The 16,712-nt window shown below is 69.4% G+C and carries 15 protein-coding genes; 8 read left to right on the top strand and 7 right to left on the bottom strand.

Features of this window, described 5'->3' with window-relative positions:
- Positions 1-8: 8 nt before the first annotated feature.
- Both BUE16_RS14400 and glpK read right to left on the bottom strand, forming a co-directional pair.
- Positions 9-1,085, bottom strand: coding sequence for a hypothetical protein (locus BUE16_RS14400; RefSeq protein WP_073310980.1), 1,077 nt, complete (start codon positions 1,083-1,085; stop codon positions 9-11).
- A 3-nt stretch (positions 1,086-1,088) separates the two neighbouring features.
- Complete coding sequence (glpK, locus tag BUE16_RS14405; RefSeq protein ID WP_073310982.1) at positions 1,089-2,621, bottom strand: glycerol kinase GlpK; 1,533 nt, start codon at positions 2,619-2,621, stop codon at positions 1,089-1,091.
- A gap of 270 nt (positions 2,622-2,891) precedes the next feature.
- Here glpK and BUE16_RS14410 point away from each other — a divergent pair, with 270 nt between their 5' ends.
- The 5 genes from BUE16_RS14410 to BUE16_RS14430 all read left to right on the top strand — a co-directional run bounded on the left by BUE16_RS14410 (position 2,892) and on the right by BUE16_RS14430 (position 9,235).
- Entirely contained in the window at positions 2,892-4,076 is a 1,185-nt protein-coding gene (locus BUE16_RS14410) for a Cdc6/Cdc18 family protein (RefSeq protein WP_073310984.1), read from the top strand.
- A gap of 103 nt (positions 4,077-4,179) precedes the next feature.
- Positions 4,180-5,976, top strand: a complete 1,797-nt coding sequence (gene glpA, locus BUE16_RS14415) for an anaerobic glycerol-3-phosphate dehydrogenase subunit GlpA (RefSeq protein ID WP_073310986.1) — start codon at positions 4,180-4,182, stop codon at positions 5,974-5,976.
- The gene (glpB, locus tag BUE16_RS14420; protein ID WP_073310988.1) at positions 5,966-7,318 is read left to right on the top strand and encodes a glycerol-3-phosphate dehydrogenase subunit GlpB; all 1,353 of its coding nucleotides are present in this window, start codon (positions 5,966-5,968) and stop codon (positions 7,316-7,318) included. Before glpA ends, glpB begins: the two co-directional genes overlap by 11 nt.
- Before the next feature lie 152 nt (positions 7,319-7,470).
- Entirely contained in the window at positions 7,471-8,712 is a 1,242-nt protein-coding gene (locus tag BUE16_RS14425; RefSeq protein WP_073311087.1) for an anaerobic glycerol-3-phosphate dehydrogenase subunit C, read from the top strand.
- A gap of 82 nt (positions 8,713-8,794) precedes the next feature.
- Positions 8,795-9,235: an acyl-CoA thioesterase gene (locus BUE16_RS14430; RefSeq protein ID WP_073310990.1), complete on the top strand. Its 441-nt coding sequence runs from the start codon at positions 8,795-8,797 to the stop codon at positions 9,233-9,235.
- A gap of 48 nt (positions 9,236-9,283) precedes the next feature.
- Here BUE16_RS14430 and arsB read toward each other — a convergent pair whose 3' ends face one another.
- A complete protein-coding gene (gene arsB / locus BUE16_RS14435) occupies positions 9,284-10,444 on the bottom strand; it encodes an ACR3 family arsenite efflux transporter (RefSeq protein WP_073310992.1) in 1,161 nt (386 codons plus the stop codon).
- Entirely contained in the window at positions 10,437-10,835 is a 399-nt protein-coding gene (locus tag BUE16_RS14440; protein ID WP_073310994.1) for an ArsR/SmtB family transcription factor, read from the bottom strand. Before BUE16_RS14440 ends, arsB begins: the two co-directional genes overlap by 8 nt.
- Positions 10,836-10,979: 144 nt before the next feature.
- Here BUE16_RS14440 and BUE16_RS17050 point away from each other — a divergent pair, with 144 nt between their 5' ends.
- Both BUE16_RS17050 and BUE16_RS17055 read left to right on the top strand, forming a co-directional pair.
- Positions 10,980-11,177: a hypothetical protein gene (locus tag BUE16_RS17050; protein WP_073310996.1), complete on the top strand. Its 198-nt coding sequence runs from the start codon at positions 10,980-10,982 to the stop codon at positions 11,175-11,177.
- Positions 11,178-11,180: 3 nt separating this feature from the next.
- Entirely contained in the window at positions 11,181-11,399 is a 219-nt protein-coding gene (locus BUE16_RS17055; protein WP_073310998.1) for a RidA family protein, read from the top strand.
- 157 nt (positions 11,400-11,556) lie between these two features.
- On the opposite strand, the gene BUE16_RS14455 is transcribed toward BUE16_RS17055, so the two are convergent.
- The 3 genes from BUE16_RS14455 to ileS form a co-directional block, all read right to left on the bottom strand.
- A complete protein-coding gene (locus BUE16_RS14455) occupies positions 11,557-12,042 on the bottom strand; it encodes an arsenate-mycothiol transferase ArsC (protein ID WP_073311001.1) in 486 nt (161 codons plus the stop codon).
- Complete coding sequence (locus BUE16_RS14460) at positions 12,039-12,443, bottom strand: ArsR/SmtB family transcription factor (protein WP_073311003.1); 405 nt, start codon at positions 12,441-12,443, stop codon at positions 12,039-12,041. Before BUE16_RS14460 ends, BUE16_RS14455 begins: the two co-directional genes overlap by 4 nt.
- Before the next feature lie 278 nt (positions 12,444-12,721).
- Positions 12,722-15,901 (bottom strand): isoleucine--tRNA ligase, encoded by a 3,180-nt coding sequence (ileS, locus tag BUE16_RS14465; protein ID WP_073311005.1) that lies wholly within the window; start codon positions 15,899-15,901, stop codon positions 12,722-12,724.
- Between the two features lie 157 nt (positions 15,902-16,058).
- Between ileS and BUE16_RS14470 the strand changes: the two genes are divergently transcribed.
- A complete protein-coding gene (locus BUE16_RS14470) occupies positions 16,059-16,670 on the top strand; it encodes a DUF7500 family protein (protein ID WP_073311007.1) in 612 nt (203 codons plus the stop codon).
- Positions 16,671-16,712 lie beyond the last annotated feature (42 nt).

Below are 16,712 nucleotides of genomic sequence, written 5' to 3' on the forward strand. Positions count from 1 at the left end.
TCCCGTGCTCAGAGGTAGCCCGCGTTGGGGAGGATCCCCAGCGCCGAGAGGATCACGAGGACCAGCATGGCGATGGCGATGGCCATCGCGGGCGGGTCGACGTGGGTCCCCGAGTGGGCGTACAGGAGCCGCTGGGTCACCTCGCCCAGCAGGCCGCTGACGACGCCGAAGACGCCCGCAGCAAGCAGTGCGACGACGCCCCCGGCCATCGGGTCGACGACGACTGCGCCGACGGCCCCGATGAGGGTGATGTGGTGCGTGACGGGGATCTTCTCGACGCCGAGCTGGAGAAACAGCAGGCTGATCGCCGAGATGGCGTACCCGAGGAAGATGCTCCCGGTCTGAAGCCAGATGTATCCCCCGAGGATCCCGCCGACGAGGCCGATCGTCGCGACGCCAGCCCACTCGTACTGGTGGGGGAGCCACGGCTCGGTCGCGAGCCGGTCGGGGTACAGCCCGCCGGGGTAGCCGCCGTCGGTCTCCGTCCGCTGTTTCCCGTCCTCGAACGGCGACATGTCGAGCAGGCTGCTCCCGGCCGCCTTCCCGAAGAGCGGGTAGCCGAACGCGAGGCGCGCGATCAGCGCCGTGAGCACGACCGACAGCGCGATCGTGTCGGTCGGCGTGCCGATCGCGGCGCCGACCTGGTTGATCAACATCCCGAGGACGCCGAAGACGGCGCCGACCGCGAGGATGTCCGGCTGCGTGCCGAACGCGTACGTGATGTCCTTCCCGAAGTGGTACTCGGCGCCGTCCTCGGCGAACTCCGGGTACTTCTGGCCCGCGTACGCGGAGGCGGCGACGCCGCCCGCGAAGGCGATGTGCGGTCCGGTGACCGCGCCGAAGCCGATCACGCCGGTCACGCCGGCGGCGAGTTCACCGGCGTTGACGCCCGGAAGCGTCCCGATCTCGCGCTGGAGGATCGCCAGTCCCTCACCGAGGAAGACGACGAACCCCGTGAAGATGAACGCCGGCAGCGCGCCGATCGCGGCGCCGAACGCGCCGCCCGCCAGCGCCGTAATGAGCAGCAGCAGGAACGGCTCCCACTCCATCCCGATCAGGGGAACCTGAAGCAGTAGATCGTACATGGATTACTCCTCCGTGGCCCAGTTCAGCGAGCGTTCGACGGCGTCGTCCCACCGGTCGTACATCGCATCCGCGCCCGACGCGTCCATTTCGGGGGCGAACTCCCGGTCGACCTGCCAGTTCTCGCGCAGGTCGTCGACGGAGTCCCAGTAGCCGACCGCGAGGCCGGCCGCGTACGCGGAGCCGAGCGCGGTCGTCTCGTCGACCTCCGGGCGGGCGATCTCCGTCTGGATGATGTCGGACTGGAGCTGACACAGGAAGTTGTTCTTGACCGCGCCGCCGTCGACGCGCAGCGAGGTCGTCTCCACGCCGGAGTCGGCCTCCATCGCCTCGGCCACGTCGCGCGTCTGGTAGGCGATCGCCTCCAGCGTCGCCCTGACGATGTGCCCCTTTCGCGTCCCCCGAGTCATGCCGACGATCGTCCCGCGGGCGCGACCGTCCCAGTGCGGGGCGCCGAGGCCGGTGAACGCCGGCACCATGTAGACGCCGTCAGTGGAGTCGACCGACCGCGCCAACTCGGCCGTCTGTGCGGCGTTGTTGATCAGATCGACGTCCTCCAGCCACTCGATCGCGGCGCCGGTGACGAAGATCGACCCCTCCAGCGCGTACTGGACGGGCTCGCCCGACAGCTGGAAGCCGATCGTCGTGAGGAGGCCGTGGTCGGACTCGACGGCCTCGTTGCCCGTGTTCATCAGATAAAACGACCCCGTGCCGTACGTGTTCTTCGCGTCGCCTTTGTCGAAGCAGGTCTGGCCGAACATCGCCGCCTGCTGGTCCCCGAGCGCCCCCGCTACGGGCACCGCTTCGCCGAGGAAGCCGTCCGGATCAGTGTGCCCGTAGAACGCCTCGTCCGACGAGGGCCGCACCTCCGGTACCATCTCTTCGGGCACGTCGAACTCCTCGAGTAGCTCGTCGTCCCACTCCATCTCGCGGATGTTGTACAGCATCGTCCGCGAGGCGTTCGAGACGTCCGTGATGTGGTTGCCCGTGAGGTTGTAGATCAACCAACTGTCGATCGTCCCCATCAGGAGCTCGCCGTTCTCCGCGCGGTCGCGGACGTCCTCGCCGCGGGACGCCTGCAGCTTCAGCGGCTCCGCGTTGTCGAGGATCCACTCGGTCTTCGTGGCCGAGAAGTACGCGTCGCACTCCAGGCCGGTCTTCCCGCGGATCCACTCGACCTTGTCCGCCGCCTGCAGTTCCTCGACCCGGTCGGTCGTCCGGCGATCCTGCCAGACGAGCGCGTTGTGGACGGGCTTGCCGGTCTCGGCGTCCCACACCACTGTCGTCTCGCGCTGGTTCGTGATTCCGAGCGCCTCCAACTGGGTCGCCTCGAGGTCCGCCTCCGCGAGTCCCGCCGTGACCACCTCCTGGGTGTTCTGCCAGATCTCCATGGGGTCGTGTTCGACCCACCCTGGCTCGGGGTAGATCTGCTCGTGTTTCTGGTACGCGTTGGCGACCACCTGCCCGCCGTGGTCGAACACCATGAACCGCGTTCCGGTCGTTCCTTGGTCGATCGCGCCGACGTACGTGTCTTCCATTCGTATGTCCTCCGTGCCGGGTCTCGCGCCAGCGAGATCCCCTGGGTACATCCAACATAGTGAACTATTATAAACGTTACTAACGCATGGGGTACCTACAGTAAACAATGGATCGACCGCATCCGATCACCGCCGTCCGCCCGGCGTCCGTGGGGCGAGAACACCCCCGAGCCGGCCGTTCGGAAACCGGGCCGAGTAAAACCCCCGCCCCCGTAGGCGGCGTACCGACCGCGTCGGGCCGGCAACCGCGTGGCCCGACACACACGAGCCATGGACATCGAGGACCGAATCGCACGTCGTCAGCGCACCGGTGAGCGCCACCGCCTCGTTCTCGATGAGGACGCGTTGAGCCCGGTGTGGCACCCGGAGGAGCCGATCGGTCGTGGGCCGCTGATCGAGCGCCTGCTCGACTACTTCGACCCGGTGTTCGACGGGCGCGCGCCGCCGAACGGCTACCTGTACGGGCCGGGCGGAACGGGCAAGTCGGCCGTGACCGTGTCGCTCGTCGACCGGCTCGCGGAGGTGCTCTCCTCGACGGGGGACGCGCTGTACACGACCACCCGCGGGGCCAGCGCTCCCGGCGTCTCGTTCGTCCGCGTGGATCTCCGGACAGCCGACTCGGCGTTCGAGTTCTCCCACGCGGTGCTGGACGCGCTGACGGCCGAGTCCGTCCCGCGTCGCGGCGTCGGCGCCGACGAACTCCACGAGCGCCTGGAGCGGCACGTGCGCGGGGCCGGCCCGGTCGTGGTCGTCGCCGACCACATGGGTGAGCCCGAGACCGTGGACGTGCCGACGGTGGCGAGGCGGCTGGGGGCCGTCGAGGGGACCTTCGCCTGGCTCGCCGTCGGCCGCGCCGACCCGGACGAGGTGGGCGTGCCCGACGACGCGGCGACCATCGAGGTGGAGCCCTACTCGCGCGCGACGCTCACCGACCTCGTCGCGGCCCGCGCGGACGCCGGCCTCGGACAGGGCGCGCTGGCGCACCGGTCCGTCCGGGGGCTCGCAGAGTGGGCCGAGGGCGACGCCGGCGTCGCGCTGTCGGCGCTCCTGGGGGCGGTGGAGGCGGCGTCCACCGACGGCGACGCCGGCACCACCCTCGACGAGGAGACCGTCGAGGCCGGGATGGCGGCCGTGCCGTGGCCGTGCGTCCCCCTCGGGCGCGTGCTCGCACTCCCGACGAACCGGGTGCGGGCGCTGGCGTGCCTGGTCGAGCTCAACCCGGCCGACCGCGCGCCCGTGAGCGACTGTGCCGCCCGGATCGCCGACCGCGTCGACCTGACGACCTCGACGGTGGAGCGGTTCCTCTACGAACTCGCGGAGGCCGGAATCGTCGAGCGCGTCCGCCTCGACGGCGTCGACGGGCCCGGACGGCCGCCGAGCCGCGTGGACCCGCGGTTCCCGACGCTGGCGTTCCGGCGGCTCGTCCGGCGCCGCGTGGACGAGGTCGCCGTCTGACGGCGGCCGGACCTTTCGACCCGACATTATCTACGTTCACTAGGGGGTAATCGATAACGTAATACCCGACGCGTCCGTGAGGTGTGATACACGGAGTCATACTATGAGCGATCGGACGGAGGTGCTCGTCGTCGGCGGCGGGTCGACCGGCTGCGGCGTGGCCCGGGATCTGGCCACCCGCGGGGTCGACGTGACGCTCGTCGAACAGGGCAACCTCACACACGGGACGACGGGGCGGATGCACGGCCTCCTCCACAGCGGCGGGCGATACGCGGTCTCGGACCAGGCCAGCGCTCGGGAGTGTATCGAGGAGAACCGGGTGCTGCGCGACATCGCGAGCCACTGCGTCGAGCTGACCGGGGGGCTGTTCGTCAAGCGCCCCGAGGACACCGAGGAGTACTTCCAGGAGAAGCTGGCGGGCTGTCGCGAGTGCGGCATCCCCGCGGAGGTGCTCTCAGCCGAGGAGGCGCGGGAGGTCGAGCCGTTCCTCGCAGGCGACATCGACAAGGCGATCCGGGTGCCCGACGGCGCGGTCGACCCGTTCCGGCTGTGCGTCGCCAACGCGGCCGACGCAGAGGCCCACGGCGCGCGCATCGAGACGCACTCGCCGGTCACAGACGTGCTCGTCGAAGACGGCGCGGTCGTTGGCGTCGAGGTGACACACGAATCTGGAGCCGGAAAGCGCGTCCACGGCGTCGAGGGCGGCACCGAGGAGATCTACGCCGACCACGTCGTCAACGCGACGGGCGCGTGGGCCGGGCGCATCGGCGACATGGCCGGCGTCGACGTGGAGGTGCGACCGAGCAAGGGCGTGATGACCGTGATGAACGTCCGCGAGGTCGACACGGTGGTCAACCGGTGCAAGCCGAAGGGCGACGCCGACATCGTCGTCCCCCACGAGACCACCTGTATCCTCGGCACGACCGACGAGGAGGTCGAGGACCCGGAGGACTACCCCGAGGAGGCGTGGGAGGTCGACCTCATGATCGAAGAGCTGTCGAAGCTCGTCCCGATGCTCGACGGCGCCCGCACGATCCGCTCGTACTGGGGCGTGCGCCCGCTGTACGAGCCGCCGGGCACGGGGACCGAGGACCCAACCGACATCACGCGGGACTTCTTCCTGCTGGATCACGCCGAGCGCGACGACCTACCGGGGATGACCTCCATCGTCGGCGGGAAGTTCACCACCTACCGGCTGATGGCTGAGCAGATCTCCGACCACGTCTGTGACCTCCTCGGCGTCGAGGCCGCGTGCACGACCGCCGACCGCCCGCTCCCCGGCAGCGAGGACTTCTCGGTGCTGCGCGACTACATGGACGAGTTCGGCCTGCGCTCGCCGGTCGGCCGCCGGAGCGTCCAGCGGCTGGGCTCCCGCGCCGACGAGGTGCTCGACACCGACGAGCCGAACCCCGTCGTCTGCCAGTGCGAGGCGGTCACCCGCGCGGAACTGCGGGACGCCATCGGGGGGTCGGGCTCGGACCTGAACGCGGTCCGCCTGCGCACCCGCGCGTCGATGGGCAACTGTCAGGGGGGGTTTTGCGCCCACCGGATGGCCAACGAGCTCCACGCGGGCGGCGACTTCGACCGACCGACCGTCGACGCCGCGCTCGACGAGCTGTGGCAGGAGCGCTGGAAGGGCCAGCGCCACGCGCTGTGGGGCGAACAGCTCTCGCAGGCGATGCTCAACCACCTCCTGCACGCGACGACGTTCAACCGCGACGGCGCCGCCCCGGAGGACTTCGCGGCGTTCGACGCCGGGGAGTGCGGCGCGGGGTCGGCCGATCGCGACGCCGCCGACGCGAGCGGCGACGCGGACGACGCCGGCGACACCTCCGAGCGGACGGCCGCCGACGGCGGTGTCTCCGCCCGCGACTGCGGGGGTGATCGGGGTGGCGATTGAGTCCGACGTGGTCGTGATCGGCGGCGGCCTCGCCGGTGCGACGGCGGCGCTGTCGGCCGCCCGCGAGGGCGTCCACGTCCATTTGGTCTCTGCGAACGAGAGCACCCTCCGGCAGGCGAGCGGCCTGATCGACGCGCTCGGCTACGCCGTCGGACACGCGGCGGAGAACGACGGAGAGGACGCGGGAGCGGGCTCGGGCGACGCCGACGCGGTGCCCGGCCCGCTGGCGGACCCGTTCGCGGTGATCGAGGACCTCCCCGCGGACCACCCGTACCGCGTCGCCGGCGCGGACGCCCTCCGCGAGGGGCTGGCACTGTTCGACGACGCCGTCGGCGACCTGTACCGGGGCGGCCACACCGACCGCAACGCGCTCGTCCCGACGACCTCGGGGCGCGCGAAGCCGACGGCCCGCTACCCGCAGAGCGTGGCCCCGGGACTCGCCAGCGACGGCCGTCCGATGCTTCTCGTGGGGTTCGAGGCCGACACCGAGTTCGACGCGCCGCTGGCGGCCGAGCGGCTCTCGGCCGCGGGCGTCCCGTTCGACGTGTCGGGCGCGACGGTCGAATTCGCCGGGGAGTACCGTGCGGACGCGGCTGTCACCCGGCTGGCGCACGCGCTCGAACGCGACGAGAGCGCGGCCTCCGGCCGCGGAACGACCGCGGGGGAGGGGCGGACCACCCGGCAGCGACTCGCCGACCGGATCCGTCCGCACCTCGGCGACGCCGAGCGCGTGGGGATCCCGGCGATGCTGGGCGACAGTCACGTCGAGGAGGTGCGCGCGGACCTCTCCGAGCGCCTCGACGCCGAGGTGTTCGAGGTCCCAACCGGGCCGCCGAGCCTCCCGGGGATCCGCCTGGAGGATCGGCTGTTCGACGCGCTCGACTCCGCGGGCGTCTCGATGACGACCGGCACGCCCGTCGTCGACTTCGAGACGGGCGCGGACGGTCGGGTCGCATCGGTGACCATCGACCGCAACGGCGCACGCATCCCGTACGAGGCGGGAGCGTTCGTCCTCGCGACGGGCGGGCTGGTCGGGAAAGGACTCGACTCCGACCGCGAGCGCGCGCACGAGGCGCTGTTCGGCTGTCACGTCCCGCAACCAGACGACCGGATGGCCTGGTCTGCGGGGGGCGCGTTCGCCGACCACGCGTTCGCGCGCTTCGGCGTGCGGCCCGACGACCGGATGCGGCCGCTCGACGTGGAGGGAACACCAGAGTACGCGAACCTGGCGGCTGCCGGCGGCGTCGTCGGCGGGGCGGACGTGGCGAGAGAGAAGTCGGCCAGCGGCGTCTCGCTGGCCACGGGGCTTGTCGCGGGCCGGACCGCGGCGGAGGAGGCATGAGCGACACACACGACACACACGACACTCACGAGGACTGCGGCTGCGACGGGGAGGCGAACCGATCGGCGGCGACCGACGGCGGCGCCGTCGCCGGGTCGACCGCCGGGAGCGAGGACGAATTCGAGCCGGTCGACGTGTTCGAGGGCTCGGAGATGGACCTCCGGCCCGGCGCCGACTCCTGCTACAAGTGCACCTCCTGTGACACCTCCTGTCCGGTCGCGGAGGTGGACGACTCCTTCCCCGGGCCGAAGTTCCAGGGCCCCGAACAGTGGCGCCTCAAGCGCAAGGAAGACACCGAGATCGACGACTCGATCACCGGCTGCTCCAACTGCATGCGCTGTGACGGCGCCTGCCCTTCGGACGTGCCGCTGTCGCAGATGCACAACACCGCACGCGCGGAGTACGTCGAGAACCAGCAGCCCACGCTCTCCCGGGAGTACCTCCGCAACCGCATCCTCGCGAACTACGGCACGCTCGCGGCGCTCGGGTCGAAAGTCCCTCGGCTCACGAACGCCATCATGGGCAACTCCCTCGTGCAGAAGGTGAACGAGACGGTGCTCGGGATCACCGCCGAGCGCGACTTCCCGGAGTTCGCAGACCAGACGTTCCGCGGATGGTGGAAGGAGCGCGGCGGCCCGAAGGTCGAAAGCGAGGAGAAGCGGGTCGCCTACTTCCACGGCGACTACGCCAACTACAACACCGTCGAGGTGGCGAAGGCGCTCGTCCGGGTGTACGAGGCCTTCGGTTACGAGATCGCGGTGCCGGACCAGCGCTGCTCGGGCACGCCGATGTTCGCAAACGGGATGCTCGACGACGCGCGGCGCTCCGCGGCGGTCAACGTCGAGAGCCTCGGCGAGATGATCGAGCAGGGGTACGACGTGGTCGCCTCCTGTACCTCCTGCTCGATGGCCCTTCGCCAGGAGTACCCCGAGCTGTTCGACTTCGAGGGCACCGAGACGGTCGCCGCGAACACCTACGACGCGCTGGAGTACCTCCTGATCAACGAGAACGTGATCGACCCGCTGAGCGAGGTCGACGCCGCCGACCACGATATCCCCGACTTCGCGTACCACGCGCCGTGTCACTCCCGAAATCAGGGGCTCGACCGGCAGGCGGTCGAGCTGTTCCGCTACCTCGACGGCGTCGACGTGGCGGACGTTGGCGACTCCTGCTCGGGGATCTCGGGGACCTACGGCTGGAAGGAGGAGAAGTACGAGTACTCCATGGAGATCGGCGAGGAGATGTTCGAGCACATGGAGCACGCCAACGGCGAGACCGGGATGACCGAGTGCCCGACCTGCTCGATGCAAATGGAGCACGGCACCGGCTACGAGATCGACCACCCCCTTCAGGTGCTGGAGGCGGCGCTCGTCGACACCGACGTGACGATCTGAGTCCGGAGTCCAAAGTCCCGAGTATCGAATCCCGAGTCGATCTCGGGGACAACCCTACGTCCCCCGCCCGAGTCCCATCCGTATGGCGACGATCAGCGACACGTACATCGAGAACCGCGAGCGCGTCCAGCCGGACGACGCCAACAACTACGGCAGTGCCCACGGAGGGAACGTCGCCAAGTGGATGGACGAGGTCGGCGCGATGTCGGCGATGCGCCACGCCGGCGAGACGTGCGTCACCGCCCGGATCAACCGACTGGACTTCGAGCGGCCGATCCCCCGCGGGGACATCTGCGTCATCGAGTCGTACGCGTATGCGACCGGTCGCACCTCGATCCGGGTGCGACTGCGCGCCTATCGCGAGGCGCCCCGAACGGGCGAGCGCGAGCAGACGACGGAGTCGTACTTCGTGTTCGTCGCCGTCGACGACGACATGCGCCCAACCGAGGTGCCGGAGCTCGCCGTCGGGTCCGACCGCTGTCGCACGTTGCGCGACGAGGCGCTCGACGGCGAGACCGAGTGAGCGGTCGTCGCGGCGTCCGTCCGGCGGATCGACGCCCGTCCGACGGACTCAGTCGTCGCTCGGCGACTCGGCGATCCCCGCCCCGCGGCCATCGTCGCGGCCCGTCCAGTCGAAGCGGCGCTGGAAGTACAGCGCGACGTTGACGAGCGCGAGCAACACAGGGACCTCGATGAGCGGGCCGACGACGGTCGCGAACGCGACGCCGGAGCCGACGCCGAACACCGCGACGGCGACGGCGATGGCCAGTTCGAAGTTGTTCGAGGCGGCGGTGAAGCCGATGGCGGTCGTCGTCGAGTAGTCGGCGCCGACGCCGCGACCCATCCCGAAGCTGACGAGGAACATCACGACGAAGTAGACCGTCAGCGGCACCGCGATCAGGAGCACGTCGCCCGGCGAGGCGACGATCGCGCCGCCCTGCGTGGCGAACATCACGATCACCGTGAACAGCAGCGCGACGAGCGTCAGCGGGTCGATCCGCGGCACGAACTCCTCCTCGTACCACGCTTCGCCTTTGAGACGGGTGCCGAGGTAACGGCTCAGAACGCCCGCGGCGAACGGGACCCCCAAGAACACCGCGATCGCCTCGAACACCTGTACGGGCGTCACGTCGAACGTCGTGATGCCGGCGACGAGCGACTCCATCCCGAGCAGCGGCGGGAGGAACAGCGCGAAGAACCAGACGTACACGCCGTAGGTGACGATCTGGAACAGGCTGTTGAACGCGACCAGCCCGGTGACGTACTCGGTCGAGCCCTCCGCGAGCTCGTTCCACACGAGCACCATCGCGATACATCGGGCCATCCCGATGAACACGAGGCCGAGGAAGTACTCGGGGCGGGCCGGCAGCCCGGGGACGACCCCGCCGAAGAAGACGACCGCGAGCCCGAACATCAGCGTCGGGCCGATGAGCCAGTTCTGGATGAGGCTCAGGCTGAGGACGCGCCAGTTACTGAAGACGGTCCGCAGCCGCGAGTAATCGGCCTTCGCGAGCGGCGGGTACATCATCGCGATCAATCCGATCTCCACGAGGTGGTAGCTCCGGATCGGTTGCGTCACCGTCGGCGCGACGAATCCGAGGCCGACGCCGACCGCCATCGCAGCGAAGATCCAGACGGTGAGGTACTTGTCGAGGAAGTCCATCGACCGCGGGTCGCCGCAGGCGTCGCAGCCGCAGTTCGGGCCGTGGTCGTGGGCGTCTGTGTCACTCATCGCGCACGCTTCCGTTCAGCACCGTCACCAGCGCGACCGCGCGGTTGGTGGCCCGGTACTTCTTCCATCGGCCGTCCTTGCGCCCCTCGACGAGCCCGGCGTCGACGAGCGCCGAGAGCGCGTGACTGAGGGCGCTCTCGCTCACGTCGACGACCGCGTTCAGTTCGCAGACGCAGAGTTCCTCGCGCGCGGCGACGAGCACGCGCACGAGCGTGTAACGCGTCTCGTTTGCCAGCGCGGAGAGCACGTCGAGTTCGGTCTCCAGTGTCGCGTTCTCGAGCGTCGCTTCGAGCGTCCCGAGTTCGTCGAGCCGGCGCTCGACATCCTCGCTGCGACACTCCCCGAGTTCGTCGTCCAGGTAGCGTCGGAGGCGCCCCGTTGCTTGTGCCATCGAACATTGGTTGTGAAGTAATTCAATTAATATCTCCGATAGGCTTGGCCGTCTACCGGCGATATATGGCAACAAGGTTTGATAGATGCCCGGAAAACGGGCGGAAGCGGAACCCATTTACTTGAATGAATACTAAACTCATATGTGGAATCAGGTACCGCGACCGAAGCACGACCGGACCGCGCCAGCGCATCGGGCCGCAAACAGCGGATCGGAACGGAGTTCCTCGGCGGGTTCGGGACGAAAACGGGGGACTCCGATCTCCTGTTTCTCGAGGGGCAGCTCCCCGAGGACGGCGACCGGATCGCGGCCGACGAGCCCCCCGCCCGACAGCTCGAATGATGTCTGGAGGCGCTCGAATCGGAGCTGGGTCGGCGAGGGAAGTCGCTCGACGACGTACTGAAGATCACGCTGTACCTCGCTGAGATGGACGCGTACACGTTCGTGAACGACGCCTACGAGCGGTACGTCGACGGCGAGGTCCCCGCACGCACGACCGTCGATGTCTGCGACCTGCTCGGCGGCGCCGCGGTGACCGTCGACGGCGTCGTCGCTCTGGAGTAGGAGGACCTCGGCCCTTGACGCCGCGATGTCGAGGATCGTCGGCGAGAGATCGCTCCCGACAGCGCCCGACACGTTTCCCGTCGCTCGAGCCCATCGCGTCCGCGGACGCGTCGACGCCGCCCGCCGTCCCCTGCTCGTGACCCCTCCGGTTCGCCGTTCACTCCGCGGCGCCAGTCCCTTCAGCTCCGCACTCCCCGAACGCCTCGTCGAACAGCGCGACGACGTTCGCCTCGATCTCGTCGCGGATCGCGGCCACCTCCTCGGGGGACTTCCCGTCGGGATCCGAAAGCGCCCAGTCGCGCGCCTCGACAGCGTCCGAAAGCGACAGCGTCGAACACCCCATCGTCGCAACGTAGTCGCACTCGTTCAGCTCACCGTCAGTCACCTCGCGCGGCGTCCGGCCGGACACGTCGATCCCGACCTCCGCCATCGCGTCGACGACCTCGTCGTGAACGCGGTCGGCGGGGCGGGTGCCGCCGGTGCGGAGCTCGACGCGGTCGCCGAGGCCGCGGCGGTCGACCTCGCGCTCGGCGAAGGCGTACGACATCTGCGAGCGTCCGGCATTCTGGACACAGACGAACGCGAGGCGGACGGGGTCGTCGGTGTTCGCACCGTTCGCATCGTTCGCGCCGCCGTCGCTCATTCGTCCGCCCCGCGGGTCGACTCGAGGGTGTTCAACAGCGCGTCCGCCCGCTCGGTGGTGTCGTAGTAGCGCCACTTGCCGTCCTTGCGGCGCGCGAGCAGGCCCACGTCGGTCAGCGCCGACAGCGCGTGACTGACCGCCGATTCGCTCACGTCGACGAGCGGCGCCAGTTCGCAGACGCACAGCTCCCCGTCAGCGACCGAAAGCAGACGCACGAGCCGGTAGCGGGTGTCGCTCCCGAGCGCCGAGAGCGCGTCGATGTCGTCGGTTTCCGCCGCCTCGTCGACGCGCGCGTCCGCCGCCAACCCGCGGAGTGAAGCTAGTCTGTCGTCCACGTTTGCCGCGCAGCACTCGCTTACCTCGTCCGCGATGAGGCGTTCGAGCCGCGCTGTGGTTGCCATACTAACGATTGCAGAACTGTTCAAATGAACCTGTCGGAGTGCGCGTCGACGGTGACAGGTGCCCGATCGTTCCGGACGGTCTGGAAGCGTGGCCGGGGTTGAGGTGTCGGTGCGCAGAAGTACGCGTGCCGCCGCGCCGGATCGCTGCGCGTGCGGCACGAGAGACGGGTTCCGTTCCAGTCGCTCTCGACGTGCGGCCCGACGGGCGCCGACCCACAGTGAGTCGGCGACCGCGTCCGGCCGCTTCCCGACGCCGGCACCGCCCCGAGCGCGGCGTCTCAGTCGTCCGCGGGCGGCTCCGCCTCGACGCGCGCGACGCCGATGGTGACGGCGACGCCCTCGACGGTCCACTCCTCGACGAGGTCGAAGTCGGCCTCCGCCGCCTCCTCGTCGACGAACGCGTCGGTTCGGGTTTCCTCGGCGACGTACTCGCGGTGCTCGTCGACGAAGCCGGCGACGCGGTCGTCGGCCACGTCCAGCGAGACGCGAATGCGCTCGTCGACCTCCAGATCCAGCTCCTTGCGCATCTCCTGGATGCGCCGCACTACGTCGCGGGCGTACCCCTCGGACTCCACGTCCTCGGTGAGCTCGGTGTCGACGTAGACGGTTCCGCTCTCGAACTCCGCACTCACGACGCCCTCCGGTGCCTGTGAGTGAAAGGTGACCATCTCCTCGTCCAGATCGTACACCTCGCCGTCGACCTCGACGGCGAGGCGGCCGCCGGCCTCCAGCTCCGCCCGCGTCGAGCCGCTGATCTCGGCCATCACGTCCTGGGCGTCGCCGCCGAAGGCGGGGCCGAGCCTCGACATCTCCGGCTCGGCGACCTCGACGAGCTCGCCGTAGGAGTCGACCACCTCGACCGACCGGCTGTTCACCCGTTCGGCCAGCAGGTCGCGGAGGGCCGACACTGACTCGCGGGTGTTCGGGTCGTCGCTCTCGACGACGACCCGGGTGACGGGCCAGCGGAGCTTGCGCTCGGCCCGCTGGCGGGCGTTCGCGGCCGCCTCCTCCACGTCGCGGAGGACGGCCATGTCGCGCTCCAGCTCCTCGTCGCGGAGGGCGTCGTCGACCTCGGGGTAGTCGAGCTGGTGGACCGTCGTCGCCTCGCCGTCGAGGTGCTGGTACATCCGCTCGGTGAGGTACGGCGCGTACGGGGCGAGCAGACGGGTTACCTCCCCGAGGACCGTCGCCATCGTGTCGTAGGCGGCGCGCTTGCTCGCGGAGTCCTCGTCTTCCCACATGCGCTCGCGGATCGCCTTCACGTAGAAGCGCGACACGTCCTGCGTCACGAACTCGAGCAGGGCGTTGAGCGCGTCGTCGACCTCGTAGTCGTCCCACGCGGCATCCATCTCGGCTTTGACGGTCTGGAGCCGCGAGAGCACCCACTCGTCGACGACCTCCAGATCGGCGCCGTGCACCTCTGGGTCGGCCGGATCGTAGCCATCCAGCTCCATGTACGGCAGCGGGAAGCGGAACACGTTCCACAGGATGTTGAGCGTCGACTGCATCTCGTGGAGGCCGTCCCACTCGAACGCGAGGTTCTTCTCCTGCTGCTCGTGGCTGAGGAGGTAACAGCGGAGGGGGTCGCGCCCGGCGGCGTCGATGGCTTCCTCCGGTTCGACGATGTTCCCCTTCGACTTGGACATCTTCGAGCCGTCGCCCATCGTCGTGAATCCGTGCATTAACACTTCGTTGTAGGGTGACTCGCCGAGCGCGGCGGTGCCCATGCCCAGTTGCGACCAGAACCATCCGCGTGTCTGGTCGTGCGCCTCGATGATGAGGTCGGCGGGCCACAGCTCCTCGAAGTCCTCCTCGTCGCTCGGATAGCCGATGGTGCCGAGGCTGGCGACCGAGGAGTCGAACCACACGTCGAACACGTCCGGCACGCGTTCGTAGGTGGTTCCGTCCGCGGTGATCGTCAGGTCGTCGATGGAGGGGCGGTGGAGGTCGATGGCGTCGGGGTCGATCTCCTGGTCGACGCGTTCGGCGAGTTCCTCGCGCGTACCGACGACGATCAGGTCGTCGGCGTCGTACGTCTCGACGTCCTCGGGGACCCAGATGGGGAGGGGGATGCCCCAGTAGCGCTGCCGGGAGATGTTCCAGTCGGGCGCCTCCTCGACGAAGTTGCGGAAGCGGCCCTCGCGGGCGGACTGCGGGTGCCACTCGGCGTCCCCGATGTTGTCGAGGAGCTCGTCTTTGATCTCGGTGATCCGGATGAACCACTGGTCGGTCGCGAGGAAGACGATGGGCGTGTCACAGCGCCAGCAGTGGCCGTAGCTGTGCTCGTGGGTCTCGCTGGCCAGCAGCAGCCCCTTCTCGTCGAGGTCCGCGATGATGTCGTCGTTGGCGTCGCGGACGAACTCGCCTGCGTAGTCGCCGGCGGTGTCGGTGTAGACGCCGTCGCCGCCGACGGGGCAGAAGGCGTCGAGCCCGAGCGCCTCGCCGCGCTCGAAGTCCTCCTGCCCGTGGCCGGGCGCGGAGTGGACGAGCCCCGTGCGGTCGGCCTCGACGTAGCCGGCGGTGTACACCTGCCCGGCGCCCTCGAAGCTCGGGTGCTCGGGGACCTCCTCGGCGAGCGGGTGGTCGTACGCCCAGCCGACGAGCTCCTCGCCGTCGTACTCGGCGACGACCTCGTAGTCGTCGTAGCGGCCGCGGCGGAGAGCGTCCTCCACGGTGGACTCCGCGAGGAACAGCGTCTCGGTCTCTCCGTCCCTCGTGGCCTCGACTTCCTGATAGGTGAGGTCGGCGCCGACCGCGATGAACGTGTTCGCGGGGATCGTCCACGGCGTCGTCGTCCAGATGACGAGGCTCCCCTCGCGGTCGGAGAGGGGGAACTTCACGTAGATGGAGGGCGACTCGATCTCGTCGTACTCGACCTCGTTGTTGGCGATGGCGGTCTCACAGCGGGGGCACTGGGAGATGGAGCGCTTCCCCTGCTCGACGAGCCCGCGGTCATGGACCTGCGAGAGCGCCCACCACGCGGACTCCATGTACTCCGGCTCGATAGTCTGGTACGGGTCGTCCCAGTCCATCCAGGCGCCGATGGACTGGAAGTCCTCGTCCATGTTCTCGCGGTTGCGGACGGCGAACTCCCGACACTCCTCGATGAAGTTCTCCATGCCGAACTCCTCGATGTCGCGTTTGGTGTCGAAGCCGAGCTCCTGCTCGACTTTCGTCTCGATGGGGAGCCCGTGCATGTCGTACCCGGGGCGGTCGGTCACGTCGTGGCCGTTCATCCGCGTGTGGCGGATGACGGTGTCCTTGAGCGTCTTGTTCCAGGCCGTCCCCAGGTGCATCTGGCCGGTCGTGTACGGCGGGCCGTCGACAAAAAAGAACGAGGGGTCGTCGGCGTGCGCCTCCTTCGTCACCTCGTAGGCGTCCGTCTCGTCCCAACGCTCGGAGACGGCGGACTCCACCGCCTCCGGCGTGTACTGGTCCGAGATGTCGCTGTCGTCCATGCTCGGTGTGAACCGGTGGGAGTACATCAAGTCGGTGGTCCACCGGCGCCAGTTCACACGGCCACGGACACCGGTGACCGTGTCTGTCGACGCGCCGATTTCACCCCTGAGAACCGCGACGGAGCGTTCATACCGACACCACGGGAACCGCAGCGCAATGAGCGATGCCGACGGCTCGGACGGACCAGACGAGGACGATCCAGTCCGCGATGTCGTCCGCGTCGATGGACCGGAGTCGGCCGACGAGGACGGGGCCGACGACGACGAGGGGTCTCCGGTCGGTCGCGACGGCGTGATGGACCCGGACGACCTCGACATCCGCGACCGCGACGGCGTCGACGAGACCGACGACGGGCGCTACGTCATCTCGACCGGCGGCGGGCAGCGCGACGGCGCCCGGGACGGCGTTGCCGACGGCGCCCGGGACGGAGCCGACTCCGACGGGGACGCCCCCGCGACGACGCCGGCGGCATCGTCGGCGTCGCCCTCGGCAACGGCGCCAGAGCGGGACGGGAGTGAACACGCCGCCGGCGACGGCGATCCGCTGGAGGCGGTCGCCGCCGAACTCGGCGCGCTCTCCGCGTCGCACGGCTTCGCGCTCGCGGTCGCCGCCGGCGGCGAGACCGATACGCTCCGGGTCGCCTCGGGGGATCCGACGGACACGCTGGCGACGGCGCTGCGGTGGTACGCGCGGCGCGTGAATCCGGGGACGCCGGCGGAAGAGACGATCCGGGAGTTGCTGGCGGCGTCGGATCTGGAACTGGAGTAGCCGCCGCCCGTGGAAAGGGGTAAGCCTCCGCCATCCGAACCC

This window comes from Halobaculum gomorrense (genome assembly GCF_900129775.1).
In the GTDB taxonomy this organism is placed as follows: Archaea; Halobacteriota; Halobacteria; order Halobacteriales; family Haloferacaceae; genus Halobaculum; species Halobaculum gomorrense.